The sequence below is a fragment of the Flavobacterium sp. genome (assembly GCF_021151785.1).
In the GTDB taxonomy this organism is placed as follows: domain Bacteria; phylum Bacteroidota; class Bacteroidia; order Flavobacteriales; family Flavobacteriaceae; genus Flavobacterium.
In genome coordinates this window covers 1-23,897 of sequence record NZ_JAGKWP010000031.1, presented here as the reverse complement: position 1 = coordinate 23,897, position 23,897 = coordinate 1, and the positions used below count along the sequence as shown (strand labels likewise).

17 protein-coding genes are annotated in these 23,897 nt (G+C 32.6%); 11 read left to right on the top strand and 6 right to left on the bottom strand.

The window, feature by feature from the left end:
* The first annotated feature begins 145 nt into the window (after window positions 1-145).
* From QZ824_RS05045 to QZ824_RS05015, 7 genes are all read left to right on the top strand, one after another.
* Window positions 146-1,468, top strand: a complete 1,323-nt coding sequence (locus QZ824_RS05045; RefSeq protein WP_291274928.1) for a peptidylprolyl isomerase — start codon at window positions 146-148, stop codon at window positions 1,466-1,468.
* 19 nt (window positions 1,469-1,487) lie between these two features.
* Window positions 1,488-2,441 (top strand): MoxR family ATPase, encoded by a 954-nt coding sequence (locus QZ824_RS05040; RefSeq protein WP_291274927.1) that lies wholly within the window; start codon window positions 1,488-1,490, stop codon window positions 2,439-2,441.
* Between the two features lie 36 nt (window positions 2,442-2,477).
* On the top strand, window positions 2,478-3,167 hold the full coding sequence (locus QZ824_RS05035; RefSeq protein WP_291274926.1) for a prolyl oligopeptidase family serine peptidase: 690 nt from the start codon (window positions 2,478-2,480) through the stop codon (window positions 3,165-3,167).
* A gap of 257 nt (window positions 3,168-3,424) precedes the next feature.
* Window positions 3,425-6,196: a bifunctional aconitate hydratase 2/2-methylisocitrate dehydratase gene (locus QZ824_RS05030; protein ID WP_291274925.1), complete on the top strand. Its 2,772-nt coding sequence runs from the start codon at window positions 3,425-3,427 to the stop codon at window positions 6,194-6,196.
* A 110-nt stretch (window positions 6,197-6,306) separates the two neighbouring features.
* Entirely contained in the window at window positions 6,307-8,565 is a 2,259-nt protein-coding gene (locus tag QZ824_RS05025) for an aconitate hydratase (protein ID WP_291274924.1), read from the top strand.
* A gap of 147 nt (window positions 8,566-8,712) precedes the next feature.
* Window positions 8,713-10,059 (top strand): LysM peptidoglycan-binding domain-containing protein, encoded by a 1,347-nt coding sequence (locus QZ824_RS05020; protein ID WP_291274923.1) that lies wholly within the window; start codon window positions 8,713-8,715, stop codon window positions 10,057-10,059.
* Between the two features lie 76 nt (window positions 10,060-10,135).
* Window positions 10,136-11,578 (top strand): amino acid permease, encoded by a 1,443-nt coding sequence (locus QZ824_RS05015; RefSeq protein ID WP_291274922.1) that lies wholly within the window; start codon window positions 10,136-10,138, stop codon window positions 11,576-11,578.
* Between the two features lie 27 nt (window positions 11,579-11,605).
* Here QZ824_RS05015 and QZ824_RS05010 read toward each other — a convergent pair whose 3' ends face one another.
* From QZ824_RS05010 to QZ824_RS05000, 3 genes are all read right to left on the bottom strand, one after another.
* Entirely contained in the window at window positions 11,606-12,136 is a 531-nt protein-coding gene (locus QZ824_RS05010) for an SRPBCC family protein (protein WP_291274921.1), read from the bottom strand.
* Between the two features lie 90 nt (window positions 12,137-12,226).
* Entirely contained in the window at window positions 12,227-13,675 is a 1,449-nt protein-coding gene (locus QZ824_RS05005; protein ID WP_291274920.1) for a glyceraldehyde-3-phosphate dehydrogenase, read from the bottom strand.
* A gap of 139 nt (window positions 13,676-13,814) precedes the next feature.
* Complete coding sequence (locus QZ824_RS05000) at window positions 13,815-15,197, bottom strand: Do family serine endopeptidase (RefSeq protein ID WP_291274919.1); 1,383 nt, start codon at window positions 15,195-15,197, stop codon at window positions 13,815-13,817.
* A 198-nt stretch (window positions 15,198-15,395) separates the two neighbouring features.
* Between QZ824_RS05000 and dapF the strand changes: the two genes are divergently transcribed.
* On the top strand, window positions 15,396-16,175 hold the full coding sequence (gene dapF / locus QZ824_RS04995) for a diaminopimelate epimerase (protein ID WP_291274918.1): 780 nt from the start codon (window positions 15,396-15,398) through the stop codon (window positions 16,173-16,175).
* 98 nt (window positions 16,176-16,273) lie between these two features.
* Here dapF and QZ824_RS04990 read toward each other — a convergent pair whose 3' ends face one another.
* Complete coding sequence (locus QZ824_RS04990) at window positions 16,274-16,963, bottom strand: ABC transporter ATP-binding protein (protein WP_291274917.1); 690 nt, start codon at window positions 16,961-16,963, stop codon at window positions 16,274-16,276.
* A gap of 226 nt (window positions 16,964-17,189) precedes the next feature.
* Between QZ824_RS04990 and QZ824_RS04985 the strand changes: the two genes are divergently transcribed.
* Window positions 17,190-17,777: a hypothetical protein gene (locus QZ824_RS04985; RefSeq protein WP_291274916.1), complete on the top strand. Its 588-nt coding sequence runs from the start codon at window positions 17,190-17,192 to the stop codon at window positions 17,775-17,777.
* Window positions 17,778-17,842: 65 nt separating this feature from the next.
* On the opposite strand, the gene QZ824_RS04980 is transcribed toward QZ824_RS04985, so the two are convergent.
* Both QZ824_RS04980 and QZ824_RS04975 read right to left on the bottom strand, forming a co-directional pair.
* Window positions 17,843-18,664, bottom strand: a complete 822-nt coding sequence (locus QZ824_RS04980; protein WP_291274915.1) for a class I SAM-dependent methyltransferase — start codon at window positions 18,662-18,664, stop codon at window positions 17,843-17,845.
* 29 nt (window positions 18,665-18,693) lie between these two features.
* A complete protein-coding gene (locus QZ824_RS04975; protein WP_291274914.1) occupies window positions 18,694-20,556 on the bottom strand; it encodes an ABC-F family ATP-binding cassette domain-containing protein in 1,863 nt (620 codons plus the stop codon).
* Window positions 20,557-20,707: 151 nt separating this feature from the next.
* Between QZ824_RS04975 and QZ824_RS04970 the strand changes: the two genes are divergently transcribed.
* Both QZ824_RS04970 and QZ824_RS04965 read left to right on the top strand, forming a co-directional pair.
* A complete protein-coding gene (locus tag QZ824_RS04970) occupies window positions 20,708-21,853 on the top strand; it encodes a glycosyltransferase family 2 protein (RefSeq protein ID WP_291274913.1) in 1,146 nt (381 codons plus the stop codon).
* Between the two features lie 80 nt (window positions 21,854-21,933).
* The gene (locus tag QZ824_RS04965) at window positions 21,934-23,250 is read left to right on the top strand and encodes a dihydrolipoamide acetyltransferase family protein (RefSeq protein ID WP_291274912.1); all 1,317 of its coding nucleotides are present in this window, start codon (window positions 21,934-21,936) and stop codon (window positions 23,248-23,250) included.
* The last annotated feature ends 647 nt before the right edge of the window (window positions 23,251-23,897 follow it).

Genomic DNA, 23,897 nt, shown 5'->3' with positions numbered 1-23,897 from the left:
CAATATATTAAACCTACTATAAAGCAAATTATTTTGAATAATAGAAAAAAAGATTTAATAAATAAAATTCAAACAGAAATAACCAATGACGCTATTAAAGACAAAGATTTCGAAATTTTTAAATAACCCACAACTTATTGCCTTGGTGTTCTTATTAGGGATATCATTCTCATTCGCTCAAAATAAACAGAAAGTAGATGGTGTAGCAGCTGTCGTAGGTGATTTTATTGTACTCGATTCAGATATCGATTTAATGTATATTGAGTTACAGACTCAAGGGGTAGATACAAAAAATATTACTCGTTGTGAGTTATTAGGAAATCAATTGGAAGAAAAGTTATTTGCTCATCAAGCTATTCAAGATAGTATTGTTGTAACTGATGAAGAAATCAATCAATACATTGATCAGCAATTAAATGTTATGGTTGAGCAAATTGGTTCTAAACAAAAAGTATACGAATATTATAAGAAAAAAGATGAGCAAGATTTTAGAAGTTATTTTTCTGAAATTATTAAAATGAATAAGCTTTCGTCACAAATGAAAAGGAAAATTGTTGACGATATTACTATAACTCCTGAAGAAGTAAAGCAATTTTATAATGGTATTCCAAAGGATGAGATACCTAATATTGGAGCAGAAGTAGAAATAGCACAAATAGTTGTTAAACCAGTTATAACCAAAGAAGATAAACAGTTGGTTATAGATAAATTAAAAGCTATTAAAAAAGATATTTTGGATGGATCGTCAAGTTTTACCAGTAAAGCCGTAATTTATTCAGAAGACCCGGGATCAAGTTCAAACGGAGGCTACTATAAAATTAATAAAAAAACTCAGTTTGTTAAAGAATTTAAAGATGTTGCTTTTCGTTTAAATGAGGGTGAGATTTCTGAACCATTTGAAACTGATTTTGGTTTTCACATCATTCAAGTAGAAAAAATCATCGGTCAGGATATTGAGTTGAGACATATTTTAATTTCACCAAAAGTAACACCTCAATCAGTAAAAGAGGCTGCTAATAAAATTGAAGAAATTAAATCGAAAATCGAAAAAGGAGAAATAACTTTTGAAGAGGCAGCAAAAACATCTTCAGATGATAAAGACACTAAGAATAATGGTGGAGTATTATTAAATCCTCGAACTTCTGAACCAAAATTTGAAGTTGCTAAGCTAGATCCTTCATTATACAATCAAGTAAATGGATTAAGTCAAGGTCAAATTTCTCAAGTTTTTGTTGATCAAAGTCAGCAAGGATCTAAATTTTTTAAAATTTTAAAAATTAATAAAAAAACAGAGGAACACAAAGCTGATTTTGTTTCTGATTATTTAAAAGTAAAAGAGTTAGCCTTAACTGATAAGCAGTATAAACAAGTAGCAAAATGGTTAACAGAGAATATTGAAAAGAATTATATTAAGATTAATGGTGAATACAAAGATTGCGTATTTACAAATAATTGGTTAAAAAAATAATTGTTATTAGTTTAAAGATATGTCAGACGTAGCGGCAATTGAAAAATTAGTCCAAAAGCAAAAACAACTTAAGCAAGAAATTGCAAAAGTCATTGTTGGACAAGATGAAGTAATTAATCAAATCGTATTAAGTGTTTTTTCAGGAGGCCATGCTTTGTTAGTAGGCGTCCCAGGGTTGGCAAAAACATTAATGGTTAATACCATTTCACAGGCATTAGGATTGCATTTTAAACGCATTCAGTTTACGCCTGACTTAATGCCTTCTGATATCTTAGGAAGTGAAATTCTAGATGAATCAAGAAGTTTTAAGTTCATCAAAGGGCCTATTTTTTCTAACATCATTTTAGCAGATGAAATTAATCGTACTCCTCCTAAAACTCAAGCCGCATTGTTAGAAGCTATGCAAGAGAAATCAGTTACTGTAGCTGGACATCATTATAAATTAGATTTGCCATTTTTTGTATTGGCTACACAAAACCCCATCGAGCAAGAAGGTACTTATCCGTTACCCGAAGCACAATTAGATCGTTTTATGTTTGCCATAAAATTAGATTATCCTTCTTTTACAGAAGAAGTCCAAGTGGTTAAAGCAACTACTTCTGATATTAAAGTTACAATAGATGCACTTTTTACGGCTGAGGAAATTATAGACTATCAAAATCTAATAAGAAAAATTCCTGTTACAGATCATGTAATTGAGTATGCTGTTACACTAGTTTCTAAAACACGTCCTAATAACATTTTAGCACCTGAATTAGTGAAAAATTATTTAGATTGGGGGGCTGGTCCAAGAGCTTCGCAGAGTTTAATATTAGCAGCTAAAACACATGCTGCAATCAATGGAAAGTTCTCGCCAGATATTGAGGATGTTCAAGCTGTAGCATTTGGTATATTACGACATCGAATTGTTAAAAATTATAAAGCTGATGCTGAAGGTATTACCGAAGAAGACATTATTCAAAAATTATTTTAATACCAAAGTGCTTTCGAGCACTTTTTTTACATCTTTATGAGAAAATTTTTGGCCTTATTTATTCTCTTTTTATTGTCTTTTCAACAACCAGAGGAAAAATTACACACCATAGTTGGGAAAACTAACTATCCCTTTTGGATTCAAGTTCCTAAAAATGAATCTACAGAAAAGGTACCAGTCCTTCTTTTTCTACATGGTAAAAGTTTGTCAGGTACCGATATGCATCGAGTAAAACGATATGGTGTTCTTCGAGCAATAGAGAAAGGACGAAAAATTAATGCTGTAGTGGTTGCTCCTCAATTGGCTAATGGAGGTTGGAATCCTGATAACGTTCTAGAGGTTTTGGATTATGTACAAAAAAATTATAATACAGATAAACAGCGGGTTTATGTTTGTGGAATGAGTTTAGGAAGCTATGGTACAATGCATTTTGTTGGTAAGTATCCTGATAGGGTAACTGCGGCTGTATCTATTTGTGGCGGTGGAAATGTTACTGATGCTTGTTCCTTGTCTAAAGTCCCAATTTGGATATACCATGGTGATAAAGATTTTGTTGTTCACATGCGGGAATCAAAAAAAATATATGAAGCCATTAAAAAATGTAATAAAGATTCAGAGGTTACATTTACTGTAATACATGGTGGAAATCACGCCAATGTTGAAAAAATATTTCATCAAGATACTATTTATAATTGGCTTTTTAGCCATAAAAAAGAAGTGTTTTGAAGAATGATTTTTTAATAATTTGATAAAATCGACAGTGCTTTTTTTAGAAATTCGTAGTTTAATTTTCAAAAATTAATAATTTGTAAAAATATCGTGTTTTTTCATCCTTTTTTTGAGCTTAATTTATCAAAATAGAATAATTATAAATAATAATTCTTAGAATCTTCATTTTTATTAAAAATTTTTTAATCTCATTCGGATTTATTAAATTTGTAACGCTTAAAAAAACAAATCAACTTTAATATAGAAAAATTAAAATGAGTATTTATAACGACTACATTCAAGAGATTGAAGAAAGAAAAGGACAAGGATTACATCCAAAGCCAATTGATACTGCTGAATTATTAAGTGAAGTTATAGCACAAATTAAAGATACAGCAAACCCTAATAGACCTGATTGTCTAAACTTTTTTATTTACAATACATTGCCTGGAACAACTCCTGCCGCAGGAGTAAAAGCTAAATTCTTAAAAGAAATTATTTTAGGTGAAGAAAAGGTGGCTGAAATAACGCCTGATTTTGCTTTCGAGTTATTATCACACATGAAGGGTGGTCCTTCAATAGCCGTTTTGTTAGATTTAGCTTTAGGTCAGAATGAAGCAATTGCAAAACAAGCAGCTGAAGTGCTTAAAACACAAGTATTTCTATATGAAGCAGATACATATCGATTAAAAGATGCTTATACAAATGGAAATTTAATTGCTAAGGCTATATTAGAAAGCTACGCTAAAGCTGAATTTTTCACCAAATTACCAGAAGTTCCCGAGGAAATTAAAGTTGTTACTTTTATAGCAGGTGAAGGAGATATTTCTACAGATTTATTATCTCCAGGAAATCAAGCACACTCTCGATCAGATCGTGAATTGCATGGTAAATGTATGATTTCCGCTCAAGCACAAGAAGAAATTAAAGCTTTACAAGCGCAACATCCAGATAAAAGTGTAATGTTAGTTGCTGAAAAAGGAACTATGGGTGTAGGTTCGTCTCGTATGTCTGGTGTTAATAACGTAGCACTTTGGACAGGAAAGCAAGCAAGTCCTTATGTACCATTTGTAAATATTGCTCCAATTGTAGCAGGTACAAACGGTATATCACCTATTTTCTTGACTACTGTTGATGTAACTGGTGGTATTGGAATTGATTTGAAAAACTGGGTAAAGAAAACGGATGAAAATGGTGAAGTTGTTCGTGATGAGAATGGAGAACCAGTTTTAGAACAGAAATATTCTGTTGCTACGGGTACTGTTTTAACCATCAATACTAAAACTAAAAAGTTATACAATGGTGACCAAGAGTTGATTGATATTTCAAGATCATTCACGCCGCAAAAAATGGAATTTATCAAAGCAGGTGGTTCTTATGCGATTGTTTTTGGTAAAAAAATCCAAACGTTTGCTGCTAAAACATTAGGAATTGAAGCACCAGTAGTTTTTGCTCCTTCTAAAGAAGTATCTCATGAAGGACAAGGTTTAACAGCAGTTGAAAAAATATTCAATAGAAATGCGGTTGGAACAACTCCTGGAAAAGTATTACATGCTGGATCTGACGTACGTGTAACTGTAAATATCGTAGGATCTCAAGATACTACGGGTTTAATGACTGCTCAAGAGTTGGAATCAATGGCGGCTACTGTAATTTCTCCAATTGTAGATGGAGCGTACCAATCGGGTTGTCATACAGCTTCGGTTTGGGATAAAAAAGCACAAACAAATATTCCGAAATTAATGAAGTTCATGAATGATTTTGGTTTAATTACTGCTCGTGATCCAAAAGGAGTATATCATTCAATGACTGATGTTATTCATAAGGTTTTAAATGATATTACGGTTGATGATAGAGCTATCATTATAGGTGGAGATTCACACACCCGTATGTCAAAAGGGGTTGCGTTCGGAGCTGATTCAGGTACGGTTGCATTAGCTTTAGCTACAGGTGAAGCTTCAATGCCAATTCCTGAGTCTGTAAAGGTTACCTTTAAAGGTGAAATGAAATCTTATATGGATTTCCGTGATGTAGTTCATGCTACGCAAGCACAAATGTTACATCAGTTTGGTGGTGAAAATGTATTCCAAGGAAGAATTATTGAGGTGCATATCGGTACATTAACTGCAGATCAGGCCTTTACATTTACAGATTGGACGGCTGAAATGAAAGCAAAAGCATCAATTTGTATTTCAGAAGATGAAACCTTAATTGAGTCATTAGAAATTGCTAAATCTAGAATCCAAATCATGATTGATAAGGGAATGGATAATGCTAATAAAGTGCTTCAAGGTTTAATTGATAAGGCAAATAAAAGAATTGCAGAAATCCGTTCAGGTGAACAACCAGCACTTAAACCAGATGCTAATGCTAAATATTATGCTGAAGTAGTGGTTGATTTAGATGCTATTGCTGAGCCTATGATAGCTGACCCAGATGTAAACAATAAAGATGTATCTAAGCGCTATACTCATGATACTATTCGTCCGTTGTCATTCTATGGTGGGGATAAAAAAGTAGATTTAGGATTTATCGGTTCTTGTATGGTACATAAAGGCGACATGAAAATCCTAGCTCAAATGTTGAAAAATATTGAAAAACAATATGGTAAAGTTGAGTTTAAAGCTCCATTAGTAGTAGCACCTCCAACATATAATATTGTGGATGAGTTAAAAGCTGAAGGTGACTGGGAAGTATTACAAAAATATTCTGGTTTTGAATTTGATGATACTAATCCAAAATCTGTTGCGCGTACTGAATATGAAAACATGCTGTATTTAGAGCGTCCAGGTTGTAATTTATGTATGGGTAATCAAGAAAAAGCGGCTAAGGGAGATACGGTAATGGCTACTTCAACGCGTTTATTCCAAGGACGTGTGGTTGAAGATTCTGCTGAGAAAAAAGGAGAGTCATTGTTGTCTTCAACTCCAGTGGTTGTATTGTCTACTATTTTAGGTAGAACACCATCTATTGAGGAATATGTGCAAGCAGTTGAAGGAATTAATTTGACCAAGTTTGCACCTTCACACAAATTGTTAGTTGGATAAATTTATATATATAAATTAACAAAAAATTAAGCCTGAGTGTTTCGCTCAGGCTTTTTTTATTCTTTAATTTTTTGTAAATTAGTGATTATTAATTTTTTAATTGTAAATGTATGGCTTTTGATATTGATATGATTCAAAATGTTTATGCTCAAATGGCTGATAGGATCGATTTGGCACGAACAATAGTAGGGAAACCTCTTACGCTTTCTGAAAAGATTTTATATGCGCACTTGTGGGAAGGGATGCCTTCAAAAGCTTATCAAAGAGGTAAAGATTATGTTGATTTTGCTCCTGATCGAGTAGCTTGTCAAGATGCAACAGCTCAAATGGCACTTTTACAATTTATGCATGCAGGTAAACAAAAGGTAGCAGTGCCCACAACAGTACATTGTGATCATTTAATACAAGCAAAAGTTGGAGCCGAAACTGATTTAAAAGTTGCCAATTCACAATCAAAAGAAGTATTTGATTTTCTTTCTTCTGTGTCTAATAAATATGGTATTGGATTTTGGAAACCGGGTTCAGGTATTATACACCAAATTGTATTGGAAAATTATGCATTTCCAGGAGGAATGATGATTGGAACAGATTCACATACAGTAAATGCTGGCGGTCTTGGGATGCTAGCTATTGGTGTAGGAGGTGCAGACGCTGTTGATGTTATGGCTGGAATGTCTTGGGAATTAAAGTTTCCTAAGTTAATTGGGGTGAAGTTAACAGGTAAATTAAACGGTTGGTCTTCTCCAAAAGATGTAATTTTAAAAGTAGCCGATATTTTAACTGTTAAAGGAGGAACTGGTGCTATAGTGGAATATTTTGGAGAAGGCGCTCAAGCAATGTCTTGTACAGGTAAAGGCACTATTTGTAATATGGGAGCAGAAATTGGTGCTACCACTTCAACATTTGGATATGATGATTCAATGAGGAGATATTTGAATGCAACAGGAAGAAAAGATGTTGTGGAAGCGGCAGATGCTATTGCCTCTTATTTAACTGCTGATCCAGAAGTGTATGCCCAACCAGAATTGTATTTTGACCAATTAATTGAAATAAATTTGTCATTACTAGAACCACATATCAACGGTCCATTTACACCAGATCGAGGTACTCCAATTTCTAAAATGAAAGAGGAGGCAAAAGCAAATGATTGGCCCATTAAGGTTGAATGGGGATTAATTGGTTCATGTACTAATTCATCCTATGAAGATATGTCACGAGCTGCTTCCATTGTTAGGCAAGCCGTAGCTCTAGGTATTAGTCCAAAAGCAGAGTTTGGTATCAATCCAGGCTCAGAGCAAATAAGATATACAATTGAGAGAGATGGAATCATTGCAGATTTTGAAAAGATGGGGACAAAAGTCTTTACAAATGCTTGTGGACCTTGTATTGGACAATGGGATAGAGCCGGTGCGGATAAGCAAGAAAAAAATACCATAGTACATTCTTTTAATCGTAATTTTTCAAAACGCGCAGATGGTAATCCAAATACGCATGCCTTCGTAACTTCACCAGAAATCGTTGCTGCTTTAGCCATTGCGGGAAGACTAGATTTTAATCCAATTACAGATACATTAATCAATGATCAAGGTGATGAAGTCAAATTGATGCCACCAAATGGAGAAGAACTACCCCTTAAAGGATTTGAAGTAGAAGATTCAGGTTTTCAAGCACCTGCTGTTGATGGCGCTACAGTTGAAGTAGTTGTTTCTCCAACTTCAAGTCGTTTACAGTTATTAGATCCTTTTGAACCATGGGATGGTAAAAATATTGTAGGTGCTAAATTATTAATTAAAGCTTTTGGAAAATGTACTACAGACCATATTTCTATGGCTGGACCTTGGTTGCGTTATCGAGGACATTTAGACAATATTTCAAATAATATGCTTATTGGAGCTGAAAATGCATTTAATCACAAAACCAATGCTGTTAAGAATCAAATAACAGGAAGTTATGACGAAGTGCCTAAGGTACAACGAGCTTACAAGGCTGCAGGAATTCCTTCAATTGTTGTTGGGGATCATAATTATGGTGAAGGTTCATCAAGAGAACATGCAGCTATGGAGCCAAGACATTTGGGAGTAAAGGTTGTTTTAGTAAAATCTTTTGCTAGAATACATGAAACAAATTTGAAAAAACAAGGTATGTTAGCTTTAATCTTTGCCAATGAAACAGATTATGATAAAATTCAAGAAGATGATACATTTAATTTTATAGACTTAACTGAATTTGCTCCAGGTAAACCCTTGCTAATTGAGTTAGTTCATACAGATGAAACTAAGGATACTCTTGTTGCAATGCATTCCTATAATGCAAGTCAAATAGAATGGTTTAAAGCAGGTAGTGCACTTAATTTAATTGCAACAGCTTAAATATCTTATGATTTAAAATTAAAGGCACTCTGAAAAAGAGTGCCTTTTTTATTTTGACTTTATAAAATACTGTTAAAAGCATCGAATTTAAAGTTGGTTTTTATAACTTGCAACCCTCAATTTATAATCCATCCAAAATTTTTTATCATGACATTGAAAAAGCTATTGACTTTCATCTTTTTATTTGCCACCTTTTTAATTAATGCTCAGCAAAAAATTAAACATAAAGTGGTACAAGGAGAGTCCGTTTATAGTATCGCTAAAAAATACAATGTTACTGAAAAAGAAATTTTTGATTTAAATCCTAAAGCTAAAGGAGTTCTAGCTTTAGATATGGAATTAATAATTCCAAAGACATCCAAGAAAAAAGAAGAAACCAAGAAATTGGTTGTTCCTAAAGGGAATATCTATACTGTTCAAAATGGAGAATCTTTTTATACTATATCAAGAAAGTTTAATGTAGGTTATGAAACATTGACCGAATTAAATGCTGAAATTAAACCAGAAAATTTGCAAATTGGTGCGATCATTCGACTACCTAAAGGTGTTAAATTACCGAAAGAAGAAAAAAATAAAGAAGTATCTAAAAATAAACTCTCGGGAAAAGCACAAAAACACACAGTAGAATCAGGAGAATCTTTTTTTGTAATTGCCAAAAAATATAATGTAACAGTTGAAGAGTTAAGATTAGCCAACCCTCAAGTGAAAAATGATAAGCTAGATATTAAAGATGTTGTTTTTATTCCAGGTAAGGACATAGCAATAACGAAGGAGAAAAAATTGAAGGAAGAAAAAAAGAAACCAATAGTTGAAGAAAAAATTGATTTAGAGTTAACAGATAAAGAAAAAGAAGAAGTCAAAGCAGAAATAGATTCCTTAACAGAGCGACATAAAGTACAGCCAAGAGAAACTAAGTTTGGGATTGCAAAAAGATATGGATTAACTGTTGCTGAATTAGACGAATTGAATCCAAATATCAAAGAACTAAAGCCTGGACAAGTATTGGTATTAAAAAAGAATTTAGTTACTATTGAAGATAAACCAAAAACAATTGAGGAATACGAAGAAGAGAACACACCTACTTTTGTTCCTCCTATGGATGCAACAGCTGAAACAAAAGCACAGTTTTTAATTTCAAAAGCTTCAGAATGTTTGGGTGTTCGTTATAGAAGTGGAGGAAATGATAGAAGAGGATTTGACTGTTCTGGATTTGTTTCTTATACCTTCAAATATTTAGAAATGGACCTACCTCGGTCTTCTTGGGAAATGGCAAATATTGGAATAAAAATAGATCGATCTCAAGCTCAAAAAGGAGATTTGATTTTTTTTAAAACGGTAAGAAGTGGAATTAGTCACGTAGGTTTAATTACAGAAGTAAGTGATAATGATATTAAATTTATACATTCTTCTACAAATAGTGGGGTGATTGTTTCATCGGTTAATGAAGCTTATTATGCCCGAAGATTTGTTCAAATAAATAGAGTTCTTCAATAAAAAATGACTAGAGTAATCTAGTCATTTTTGTTTTATTTTGTTTCCTTTTATTATCTTTAGCCAAAATGTTAATAAAATGAGTGAAACAACTATTGGATTTAAAAAAGAATTAAACTTGCTCAATGCAACAAGTATTGTTGCTGGTTCAATGATAGGTTCTGGAATTTTTATTGTTACTGCTGCTATGGCTCGAGATTTAGGTTCGGCAGGATGGATACTTTTCACTTGGCTGCTTACTGGATTGTTGACAATGTCTGCTGCACTCAGTTATGGAGAGTTAGCGGGAATGATGCCTAACGCAGGAGGACAGTATGTATATATTCAAAAAGCTTATGGAAAATTAGTTTCTTTTTTATATGGATGGACCGTCTTTACTGTAATTCAGACAGGAGTTATTGCTGCTGTAGCAGTAGCTTTTGCTAATTATACTGCTGTTTTCATTCCTAAATTAGAAACCATTATTCTTGAAACAGCTTGGTTAACCATCACTTTTAAACAAATAGTAGCTATTCTAAGTATTTTACTTTTGACTTATATAAATACAAATGGTATTGAAAGTGGAAAAAAAGTGCAGTTGTTTTTTACTGCGGCCAAATTGTTTGCATTATTTGCTTTGATTATTATGGGGTTGTATATAGGTTTAGAATCCAATGTTTTAAGTGAAAATTTTGAAAATCCTTGGGCTGCTTTTAAGACTGTAATTAATGAAGATAAAACAATTTCATTTACAGAATTGTCTGGATTAGCTTTAGTTGGGGCTATTGGAGCAACAATTATTAATTCTCTTTTTTCTAGTGATGCATGGAATAATGTTACTTTCATTGCAGCTGAAATTAAAGATCCTAAGAAAAACATTCCAAGAAGCTTGTTTCTAGGAACTTTAATTGTAACAATAGTTTATATCTTAGCTAACTTGGCTTATCTTTCTTTATTGCCTGTGTTAGGAGATCCAAATGGTACAACTGATTTAACTAAAGGGATTATGTTTGCTAGTGAAGATAGAGTGGGTGCAGCAGCAGCAAATATCATTTTAGGAAATATAGGCGTTTTTGTAATGGCCGCTTTAATTATGATTTCTACATTTGGTTGTAATAGTGGTATTATTTTGGCTGGAGGTCGATTGTTTTATGCCATGTCTAATGACGGTTTGTTTTTTAAACAAGCCAGAGAATTAAATAAAAATAATGTGCCAGCTAAAGCATTGTGGGTGCAATGTGCTTGGGCATGTGTTTTGTGTTTGTCTGGAAAATATGGCGACTTGTTAACCTATGCTACTTTTGCATCTTTATTGTTTTACATCTTAACTATATATGGAATTTTTATTTTAAGAAAAAAAGAGCCTACAATGGAGCGACCATACAAAGCATTGGGTTATCCGATAGTTCCAATGTTTTATATTGTAATGACAACTCTTATTTGTGCTATACTTTTTATTTATGATACTAAGAATACTGGATTTGGTTTGGCGATTGTACTATTAGGGATTCCTGTTTATTATTTTACTCAAAAGAAAGAATAAATAAAGCAAAGTGAGAACCACTTTGCTTTATTTATTTTCCAATCTTTTTTTTAAGTTATTTCCGTTTTTGATAAAATATTCTTCAAGCATCATTTTCATGGGGATGTTTAGTAGGTTTTTAGGATATGATTCACGTCCATAAAATACTTCTGTGTGGGTACAACTGTTAGCTGTAATGGGTTTTATGATCGAACCAGCCCTGTTTATGCCTTCAAAAGGTTTTATAAAGTGAAGTTCAACATCAATTCGTTCTCCGTCTAAGCGAATTATTTTTTGACTTCCTTCCCCTACATCTTCATTGCCTTTCCAATATTGTGTAGCACCTACTGCTCCATCTTTTCCTGAATAAGTGATTTTTACATTTGGATCGGCTTCCATAAATGTACTCCATTCTTTTTGATTACCTAACATTTTTACATAATCATACACTTCCTTCTGAGGTTTTTGAATGGTAACAGTATACGTAATTTTGTATTCATTTGGGATGAATATTGCAGCAATGAGTAAACCCGCTATTATTATACCAATTCCTAAGAGTAATTTTTTTAAAATTTTCATATCACATTAAGTTTGTTAGATAATTAAAGATACAAAAAAAAACCGTTCTAAATGAATCAGAACGGTTTTTACTATTTGAATTCTAACCTATTAATAGTAAGTATATCTTCTAACTTTAGCAATATATTTAGCTAAACGGATTACTTGGTGACTGTAACCATACTCATTGTCATACCAAACATATAATACAACATTTTTACCATCTGTTGATACTAAAGTGGCATTACTGTCATAAATAGAAGGCTGAGAAGTTCCTACAATATCAGAAGAAACTAATTCATTGTTCATTGAATATTTAATTTGTTCAACTAAATCTCCTTCTAATGCATATTTTTTCATAATAGCATCTACTTCTTCTCTAGTGGTAGTTTTACCTACTTCTAAATTTAATACTACTAATGAACCATTTGGAACAGGTACACGAATGGCATTTGAAGTTAACTTTCCAGCTAAACTAGGTAATGCTTTAGCAACGGCACTTCCAGCTCCAGTTTCAGTAATAACCATGTTTAATGCTGCAGAACGACCTCTGCGGTATTTTTTATGCATGTTATCAACTAAATTCTGGTCATTTGTATAGGCATGAATAGTTTCAATATGTCCTTTTACTACTCCTAAAGTATCTTCCATTGCTTTTAAAACTGGAGTAATAGCATTTGTAGTACAAGAAGCCGCTGAATAGATAACTACCTCGTCAGGATTGTAATCTTCATGATTTACACCATAAACAATATTAGGCACACCTTTTCCTGGTGCAGTTAATAACACTTTTTCAACTCCTTTTGAAGTTAAATGACGTTTTAATGCTTCCTCTGTTGTGAAAGCACCAGTATTGTCAATTACTAAGGCGTCATTAATTCCGTATTGTGTGTAGTCAATTTCTTCAGGGCCATTAGCTGTAATAACATGAACTGTAGTTCCATTAATGATTAAAGCTTGATTTTCAACATCTGCAGAAACAGAACCTTCAAAATCACCATGAACAGAGTCATAACGCAATAAAGAAGCACGTTTTTCTAATAAAACAGCATCATTTTTATCACGAGTTACAATAGCTCTTAAGCGCAATTGTTGACCTTTACCAATCTTACTCATCATTTCACGAGCTAATAAACGACCGATACGACCAAAACCATAAAGAACTACATCCTTTGGTTTAATTTCTGAGGTGTCTTTAGCATCTTTTAATTTATCAATTACAAATGCTTTAGCATCATTGTATTTGTTATCTTCTAAATGATATTCATACGTTAGTTTACCAATGTCAATTCTTGAAGGTGGTAAATCTAAGTCCTCAATAGCTCTTGCAATTTCAACTGAATCAAAAATATTGATTGGTTTTTTTACAAATGCTACGGCATATTCATGTAAGTTGATGATGTCGCTTACATTTCTGTCAATTAATTGGTTTCTAAATAAAACTAATTCAATTGATTTGTCATACCATAAATCGCTAATGATTCTAACGAATTCTACACAAGCTTTCCTTCTATCTGCTTGAAAAGCTAATTCTTTCTCGTAAATACTGTTGTTATCCATGAAATTTTATTAAGTGTTGTTTAATAAACCGATGCAAAAATATGAAATTTCAAACGTTTTCGTTAATAAAATTTCAAACTTTTTTTCAATAAAAAATGCCTAGCTTTTACTAGGCATTTTAAGTAATTAAAATTAAAATTTAAAGAATGATTCGATAAATACGACCATTTTTGGCAATAATTTCATATTGTGCTTTCTGTCCTTCTTCTTTTTTGGCTAAGTAAGAGGAAACACTTTCCATATCGGTTACTCTTAAATTGTCAATTCGTAAAACAATTGAACCTTTTAAATCTTCAGCATATTCAGTGTAATCTTTATTTGTTACCTCTTTAATTTTTATACCTGATTTAATATTGTATGTTTTTTTATCAGCATCAGATAAATCTTCAAACTCAATTCCGTTAAATTCATATTGAATTAATTCTTTTTTGGTTAATTTCACAGGAATATTCATTTGTTTTCCATCACGAAGAACAGTTACTTTAACCAAATCATTCGGGCGCTTAGTATTAACTATCGAAGTTAATTCGGCATTACTATTGACTTTTTTGTCGTCCAGTTTTATGATGATGTCACCTTTTTCAATTCCAGCTTTTTGAGCACCTGAATTTTTGTTTACTTTATTTACATAAACACCTTCGGTTTGATTAATCCCTAATTTTTTAGCTGATTCAGAATTTAATTCACCGCCTTCAACACCTAAAATGCCACGTTGTACATTTCCAAATTGCATTAAATCTTCAATGATTTTTTTTGTGATATTTGAAGGTACGGCAAAAGAATATCCTGCGTAACTTCCTGTAGGCGAGGATATCATGGTGTTGATGCCGACTAATTCACCTCTTGCATTAACTAAAGCACCACCCGAATTTCCAGGGTTTACTGCAGCATCTGTTTGAATAAATGATTGTATGCTTGCTTTGTCTAAATTTCTCGCTTTGGCAGATACAATTCCTGCTGTTACTGTTGAGTTTAGGTTATACGGATTTCCAACGGCTAAAACCCATTCACCTACTTTTATTGAATCGGAATCACCAAAAACAATAAAAGGTAATTTTTCATTGGCGTCAATTTTTAGTAATGCAATGTCCATCTTAGAATCGGTGCCTACTAATTTTGCTTTATATGATTTATTATTGTTTAATGTCACTTCTAGTTCGGTGGCATCTTTTATTACGTGATTATTTGTAACAATGTAACCATCTTCAGAAACAATAACACCTGAACCTGTTCCAACTTGTTCATATTGTTGGGTTCCACCACGTCCATAAAAGAAAGACGCCCAAGGATCATTATAAGTAACTACTGATACATTTTTAACGTGAACTACGCTATGAACTGCTTTTTCTGCTGCTGCTGTAAAGTCATATCCTTCTGGAACTAAACCAACAGATTTTGAATATTGTGGGGCAGAGGTAATGATGGAACTAGAATTTCCTTTTTCAATAAAAACTTTATAAGCGCTGAGTGTTGTAGCTCCGCTTAACAAAGAGACCAAAAATAAGTTTCCTAAATTTTTCATTTCCATAATCTTTTAACTATTGGGACTTTTGTGAATGTAAATATATAACAGTATTTTTAGTATTAAAATGCGTTTAACGCCTGCTTAACAATGTTTAACAAGTTTTTAATAATTTAATTTTTCTTCCTTTTCTTTTTTGAACATAATATCGCTTAAAATAACGCATTTTTACCTAATTTTGTATTACAAATGTAAATTATGCAACTTAAATTTTATAAATACCATGGAACGGGTAATGATTTTGTTATTTTTGATAACAGACAATCTACTTTTCCCAAAAATGATACCAAACTAATTGCTTTTCTATGCGACCGCCGTTTTGGCATTGGTGGTGATGGACTTATGTTATTAGAAACGCATGAGACGTATGATTTTACAATGGTTTATTACAATGCGGATGGAAGCACAAGCACTATGTGTGGAAACGGAGGACGTTGTTTAGTGGCATTTGCAAAAAAACTAGGAATCATTGAACAAGAAGCTCATTTTGAAGCCTCTGACGGTTACCATTATGCTAAAATTGAGAAGGATTTAATTGCTTTACAAATGATTGATGTGACCCAAGTTGAGCTGTATGATGATTATGATTTTGTATATACGGGTTCGCCTCATCACATTCAACTGGTTGATAATTTAGAAACTATTGATGTTAAAACACAAGGAGCTCAAATTAGATATTCTAATTTATATGGCGAGACAGGGAGTAATGTTAATTTTGTAAAACAAGACAATATGAATTCTTTCAGAGTACGCACTTATGAAAGAGGGGTAGAAGATGAAACCTTGTCCTGTGGAACAGGTGTTACGGCTGTTGCAATAGCGATGTATGAAACAGGTAAAACTAATTCAAACCAAATTCAACTTCATGTTCCAGGTGGTGAATTAAAAGTTAGTTTTGAAAAAGTAGATCAAACTTATAAAAATGTCTTTTTGACAGGACCTGCTACTTTTGTTTTCGAAGGACTTATCAATATTTAATTTTCAATTAATTGTTAGATTTCTTGTCAAAAAATGCATTGTAACAAGGTCAAAAATGTTATTTGTAAGTGTTGAAAAATACCAATTTTTTTTAAGTTTTACTTTTGTCTTTCGTCTTTTTCAATGATGCCATCTTTAACGCGTATGATTCTATGTGCATGAGCGGCAATGTCCTCCTCGTGAGTAACTAGAATTACCGTATTACCATTAGCATGAATTTCACCAAATAACTTCATGATTTCAATAGAAGTTTTGCTGTCTAAGTTACCCGTAGGTTCGTCAGCTAAAATTATAGAAGGCTTATTCACTAATGCTCTAGCTACAGCAACTCGTTGTCGTTGTCCTCCTGATAATTGGTTTGGTTTATGGTCCATTCTGTCTGAAAGACCAACTTGAGTTAAAACTTCAGTAGCTCTGGAATTTCGTTCCTCTTTTGATTTTCCTGCATAAACCATAGGCAAGGCTACATTGTCTAAAGCAGTTGTTCGTGGCATTAGATTGAATGTTTGAAATACAAATCCGATTTCTTTGTTTCTAATCTCGGCTAATTCATCGTCGTGCATTTCACTTACTAGTTTGCCATTCAAAATGTAACTACCTGATGTTGGGGTGTCTAAACAACCTAAAATATTCATCAATGTTGATTTTCCTGAACCTGAAGGTCCCATTAATGCAACATATTCTCCTTTATTTATTACTAAATCAATTCCCTTTAATACATGTACCGTTTCATTGCCTAGAGGGAAATCTCTAGTAATTCCTTTAATGTCTATGATAGGTTGACTCATCTTTTTTTTATTTTTTTTAATAGGACGATGATTGATCTAAAATGTTACATGTTATTGGTCATAATGTGTGATTTTTGTAAATGAATGTGGGAATTATATAATATTTAATTCTTTTTAAATGAATAATTTTACTCTATTAAAATGGAGGTTAGTCAAATGAAGAAAATTACCATAAGAATAGTATTTGTCTTGGCAAGTGTAGTTGTAATTGTTTCATGTAAGTCCAATGAAGAAACGCAAGCTGCAAGCTGAGCAAACTATAGCTGAATATGAAAAGTTTGTGGATTCTTTAAATCAAGTTACGATGGATGAAGCAGAACCTAATTTAGCTAAAATTGAAGCTGAATTTGAAATACGTTCTCAAGAAGCTGAAAAAGCGATGCAAGAGTTGTCTGAAAAAGAACGTGCAAAAAAAGTTGAAAAACTTAAAAAGACTAAAACAAAGTATGTTAAATATTCAGAAACAGTAAAAAACAATATAGTTAAAAGTTCATTGTCTCCACTTCAGTCATTGAGAAACTCTTTGTTTGGAGTTGGTAAAGTTAATGAACATAGAAATTTTAATTGGGTAACCACGGAGAATGCCTTGGCGGTTTATGAACAATTATTTGAAGTATACAAAGAGCACAACCATGAATACACAAAACAAGAAATAGATGAGATTAAGTTGTTGTTGGTAGCATTAAACGAACGTAAAAAAAGAATTGAAGCGGAGTTATCGTCAAAGGAGCGTTCAAGAATAGGCGTGATTAAATTTAAAATGAATGCTAAATTGCGAATAGACCGTATTGGTGCACGTTCAAATGAAAAATAAAAGTAGGTTAGTTAGGTTTTTTTGGTTAGAAAAAGGCAGTATTACCACGTTGTAAGCTGCCTTTTTTATATTCTTATTTTTTTAAAAAACTTTGAGCTTAAATTTTGTTCAGTTTTAATGTAGAAATGCTCTTTGTTTTGTTCTTTTCTAAAGAAAATCAGTCCCCATTGATACGTGTCAATTGATACAGTAACTTTTGGATGATTCTTAATTATTTGCCATGCTTCTTCCTTTTCTTGTGCCCTATGGATGTCCTCAAAAATCCAAATGGTTTCGTTGGTGATAGTTGGCAATAAAGTATCAAAGTATTCTAAAGTTGCTTTTTTGGAATGATTACTGTGGAAATAAATGAAATCGAAAGTCGAAGTTGTAAAGTCGATACTGTTTAAAAAGCTTGAAAATTCAGTTGTAATGTAATTTACACGATTGATATTAAACTTTTGTAAATGCAATTGACATTGATTTTGTGTGTTGGGACAAGTAGCTAAAGAGATGATTTTACCTCTAGTATTTCCCAGTGCTAAAGCAGAAGTAGCTAATCCTAAGGAAGTGCCAACCTCTAAAATTTCTTTAGGTTGAAAATAACGTACCAATCGAAATAACAATTGGGCTCTTTTTCTTGAAATTCCAGCGTTTTTTGCAATTGCAGCAATTTCACGCGTATTGGATTTAATAGCTTGAGAATCTGTATCGAAATCAGTTACATCAATAGTTGTATGGTTGTTTAAAAGTGAGGTTCTATATTCATCTAATGCATCATATTCGGGATATTTTGTTAAATCATAAAAGCATTTACAAACCAAATCAAACACAAAAGGGGAATGTACACCGTGTTCGTTTTTAGCTTTAAGAATGAAGGATAAGTATGATTTAATTAGATGAAACATATTTACAAATTTACCGAGTAAAAAAGATTTTATTCCATTTTCAAACTCAACTCAAACCAACGTTCTTCTTTAGACTCTAAATCAGATATTATTTTTTGTAATTCATTTGATTTTTTTTCTATTTCTTCATGATTTAATTCTGTTGAAGCAAAAATATGTTCAATTTCTTTTTTCTTGGTTTCTAAATCTTTGATTTCACGCTCAATTTTATTAAATTCTTTTTGTTCATTGAAGGTCAATCCTGCTTTTACTTGTTTTTCTTTCCAAGATTTTGCGTTATCTGAATCTATTTTTTCTTCTTTGACTGGAGCTACTGAATCTTCATAAATTCGCCAATCAGAATAATTTCCTGGAAAATCTTCTACTTCTCCTTCGCCTCTAAATACAAATAAATGATCTACAATTTTATCCATAAAATAACGGTCGTGACTCACAACTACTAAACATCCTGGATAATCTAGTAAAAAGTTTTCCAATACGTTTAATGTCACAATATCTAAGTCATTCGTTGGCTCATCCAGAATTAGGAAATTGGGGTTTTGAATTAATACGGTACATAAATACAATCGTTTCAATTCACCACCGCTTAATTTCTCTACATAATCGTATTGTTTTTTCGAATCGAACAAAAAGCGTTCTAATAATTGGGAGGCCGAAATGATTTTTCCTTTTGTTAGTGGAATGTATTCGCCATATTCTTTGATAACCTCAATTACTTTTTGACCGGGTTTTGGATTAATACCGCTTTGGGTATAATATCCCATTTTAATGGTGTCTCCAATAATTACTTTTCCTGCCTCTGGTTCAAGTGTGTGGGTTAAGATATTTAAGAAAGTAGATTTTCCTGTTCCATTTTTCCCAATAATTCCCACACGTTCACCTCGTTGAAATGAATAGTTAAAGTCGTTCAAAATGGTTTTATCTTTGAATTTTTTGTGCAATTTTACCATTTCAACAATCTTACTTCCCATGCGTTCCATGTTGATTTCTAATTCCAACACGTTTTCTTTTCTACGACTCATGGCTTTTTCTTTGATCACATAAAAGTCGTCTTGACGCGATTTGGATTTGGTTGTTCTTGCTTTTGGTTGACGTCGCATCCAGGCTAATTCTTTTACAAATAAATTTTGTGCCTTGTCAATACTCGCATTTTCAGAAGCTATTCGTTCCTCTTTTTTCTGTAAATAATAAGAGTAATTTCCTTTGTATTGGTAAATTTTACCATTGTCGAGTTCAATGATTTCATTACACACTCGTTCAAGGAAAAAACGATCGTGTGTTACCATGAAAAGTGTGATGTTTTCCTTAGCAAAATAATCTTCCAACCATTCAATCATTTCTAAATCCAAATGGTTGGTTGGTTCATCTAAGATTAATAAATCGGGTCTGTTTATCAGTATGATGGCAAGTGCTAAACGTTTTTTTTGCCCTCCAGAAAGACTCTTTACTTTTAGTTTTAAATCTTCAAGTTTTAATTTGAATAAAATTTGTTTGTATTGTGTTTCAAAATCCCATGCGTTATGCCTATCCATATCGTCAAAAGCCTTTTGATACGCTTCTTCATCTTCTGGATGCTGTAATGCTTTTTCATAACGTTCAATGACCTTTAAGGTGTCATTATCACTGGCAAAAATACTTTCCTCAATGGTTAATTCATCCTGTAGATTATTATCCTGCGCCAAGAATGCCATCTTTATGTCTTTTCGAACAACAACTTGACCCGAATCGGGTTCGTCTTTGCCCGTAAGCATATTCATAATGGTTGTTTTTCCCGAACCATTTTTTGCGATAAATGCGATTTTCTGATCTTTATTAATTCCAAAAGATACATTTTCAAACAAAGTGCGCTCTCCGTAATGCTTGGCTATATTTTCAACTGAAAGGTAATTCATTTTTTAATTTGTCAATTAGACAATATGGCAATGTGCCAATCGTTTTGCAAAAATAGTGTTTTATATATGTACCCACATTCAATATTATTCAAATTTTCAAATTATATTTGCTCATCAACGAATGGATTAATGTTCAAATTAGTACTTAAAAATGCAACTGTCTGTTATTATTCTCAATTATAATGTCCGCTACTTTTTAGAACAATGTGTTTATAGCGTTCAAAAAGCGTTAGCGCATATAAATGGGGAGATTATTGTTGTAGACAATGCATCATCGGATGATAGTTGCCAAATGATGAGAACTAAATTCCCTGATGTTACGCTTATTGTGAATCAAGATAATTTAGGTTTTCCCAAAGGAAATAATATCGGAGTTGCACAAGCAAAAGGGGAATATATCTGTATTTTAAATCCCGATACTGTGGTGGCAGAAGATACGTTTGTGAAAATTTTAGCTTCTATTGGAAAAAGTATACCTTTAAATGTAGGGATTATTGGTTGTAAATTAATAGATGGCACAGGGCGGTTTCTTCCAGAGAGTAAAAGAGGCGTTCCAACACCTTGGGTGGCATTTACAAAGATTTTTGGATTGTATAAATGGTTTCCAACGACTAAATGGTTTAATCAATATTATGCGCAACATTTAACCAAGGATGAAAATGGACAAGTCGATATTTTAGTAGGGGCTTTTATGGTGATGAAAAAGGAACTATATCTTGAAGTGGGCGGATTTGATGAAAATTGCTTTATGTATTCTGATGATATTGATTTGAGTTATATGATTCGTAAATTAGGGAAAGCCAATTTTTATTTTGCAGAAACAACGGTTATTCATTATAAAGGAGAAAGTACCGTTAGAGATGTAACTTACATGAAGCGATTTCAAGAAGCCATGCAGTTTTTTTATGGAAAACACTTTAAAAAGTCAATTGTTTTTGATTACATAATGCGCTTTGGTAGTATCATTTTTAGTTTTTTCAAGAAAACACAACAACAAAATAGAGCTGTTACTATTGACGAATATGTAGTTTTTTCCAGAAATGTCAATTTTCAAATTCCCATTGCAGAGGATAAAAAAATAGGTTATTTGACTGATTTTAATTTATTTGCTCCAGATTCAAAAAAAAAGATAGAAGTAATTTTTGATACCACGACTTTCAGTTTCAAAGAAATTAGTAGTTTTATGCATTCAAAAGCAACAAAACACATTACGTTTAAAAATTATATAGCGACTTCAAATTATTGTATTGGGAGTAATGATGCCAACAATAGAGGAGAAGTGTTATTTTTAAAATAAATTATCATATTCTTAAAAAAGGAGAGAAAAATTATTATTTTTGCAACCAATATTAGAGAACACAACGTTACATTAAATATATGGCAAGATTTGAATTAAAGCTTCCTAAAATGGGAGAGAGTGTTGCAGAAGCAACTATTACAAATTGGTTAAAGAATGTAGGGGATACGATTGAAATGGACGAAGCCGTCTTAGAAATCGCGACAGATAAAGTAGACAGTGAGGTGCCTTCTGAGGTTGCTGGAACGTTGGTAGAGATTTTATTTAATGTAGATGATGTCGTTCAGGTTGGTCAAACCATTGCTATTATTGAAACAGAAGGCGGTAATGCTGAAGCAGCACCAGTTGCAAAAGCCGAAGCGCCTATTGCTGTAGCCGAAGTAGCGCAAACGGTTGAAACAGCTAAAGAAACAGTTACATCTGCAGATTTTTCTAACTCAGAAAAATTCTTTTCACCTTTAGTAAAAAATATTGCTAAGGAAGAAGGAATTTCGTTAGCTGAATTGGAGTCAATTAACGGTACGGGTAAAGACGGAAGAGTTAATAAAGAAGATATTTTAAACTACATTAAAACAAGAGGAGCACAACCAGTTGTTGCAACTCCATCACCTGTTTCTGCTCCAAAAGCTACTCCAGCGGTTGAAACAGTCGCTCCTGCTTCTCAAGCTGTTCCAGTTTCTGTAAATGGCGGAGATGACATTGTTGAGATGGACAGAATGCGTAAATTGATTTCAAAATATATGGTTGAATCTAAAGCGACTTCTGCTCACGTTCAGTCTTTTATTGAAGTTGATGTTACCAATATTGTTAAGTGGAGAGATAAAAACAAAAATGCTTTTGAAAAGAGAGAGGGTGAAAAATTAACTTTTACTCCTATCTTTATGGAAGCAGTAGCTAAAGCATTAAAAGAGTTCCCAGGAATGAATATTTCTGTTGAAGGCGATTATATTATCAAAAAGAAAAATATCAATTTAGGAATGGCTGCGGCTTTACCAAATGGTAATTTAATTGTTCCTGTAATTAAGAATGCAGATCAATTGAATTTAGTAGGTATGGCGAAAGCGGTGAATGATTTAGGAAACCGTGCTAAAGCAGGTAAGTTAAAACCAGACGATACACAAGGTGGAACGTATACGGTGACTAATGTGGGAACTTTTGGTTCCGTATTTGGTACTCCAATTATCAACCAACCACAAGTGGGAATTTTAGCTTTAGGAGCCATTAGAAAAGTACCAGCGGTTATCGAAACTCCAGAAGGTGATTTCATTGGTATTCGTCAAAAAATGTTCTTGTCACACTCATATGACCACAGAGTAGTTGATGGTGCATTAGGGGGAAGTTTTGTGAAACGTGTAGCTGACTTGTTAGAGTCTTGGGACATCAACAGAGAAATTTAAGATTTTTATCATTCTGATTTCTGTTGACTTCGTTGAAAAATTGATTTCAGAATCTATAATATTATGCAAACCCGATAGTTTTTAAAACTGTCGGGTTTTTTCTTTTGTAGAGTTTACAATTTCCGAAGCTGAGGTTCTTTTATTTGATATAGTTTTACATGCTCTCATGAGTAAATTTATCATACCATTTATATCATATAAGCATTTCGTTTGCTTACAATCTGTTTTTTACTCATTTGATTCTTTTTTTTTAACTGAGGAAATGAAAAAGCGCTTGATGAATTAGCTTATGCGCTTTTTATAATAAAGAAACAAAAAGAACGCTAACCCCTTTGTTTTACTGGGCTTTTGGTATTTTTTATTATTATTCCTTCAAAAAGGCAATTTGCTGAAAATCAATGAATTAAGTTTTCAACATTAGAAAACAACAATGTTAAAAACTCCGTTCAATTGTGAATAACTTTGACTTTTGTTTTTCCTACAAATTTTTAAACTTTGTAAAAGCATAAAGGCATACTATTTTAGTATGTACTTCGCTAACTAATTATTGTTTCATTTAATTGTAAAAATTATGGCAATTAAATTTAAAATTCTTCCTAAGAAGAACCCTCAGGACATGTCAGCGCCTGAAAAGTATTATGCAACAT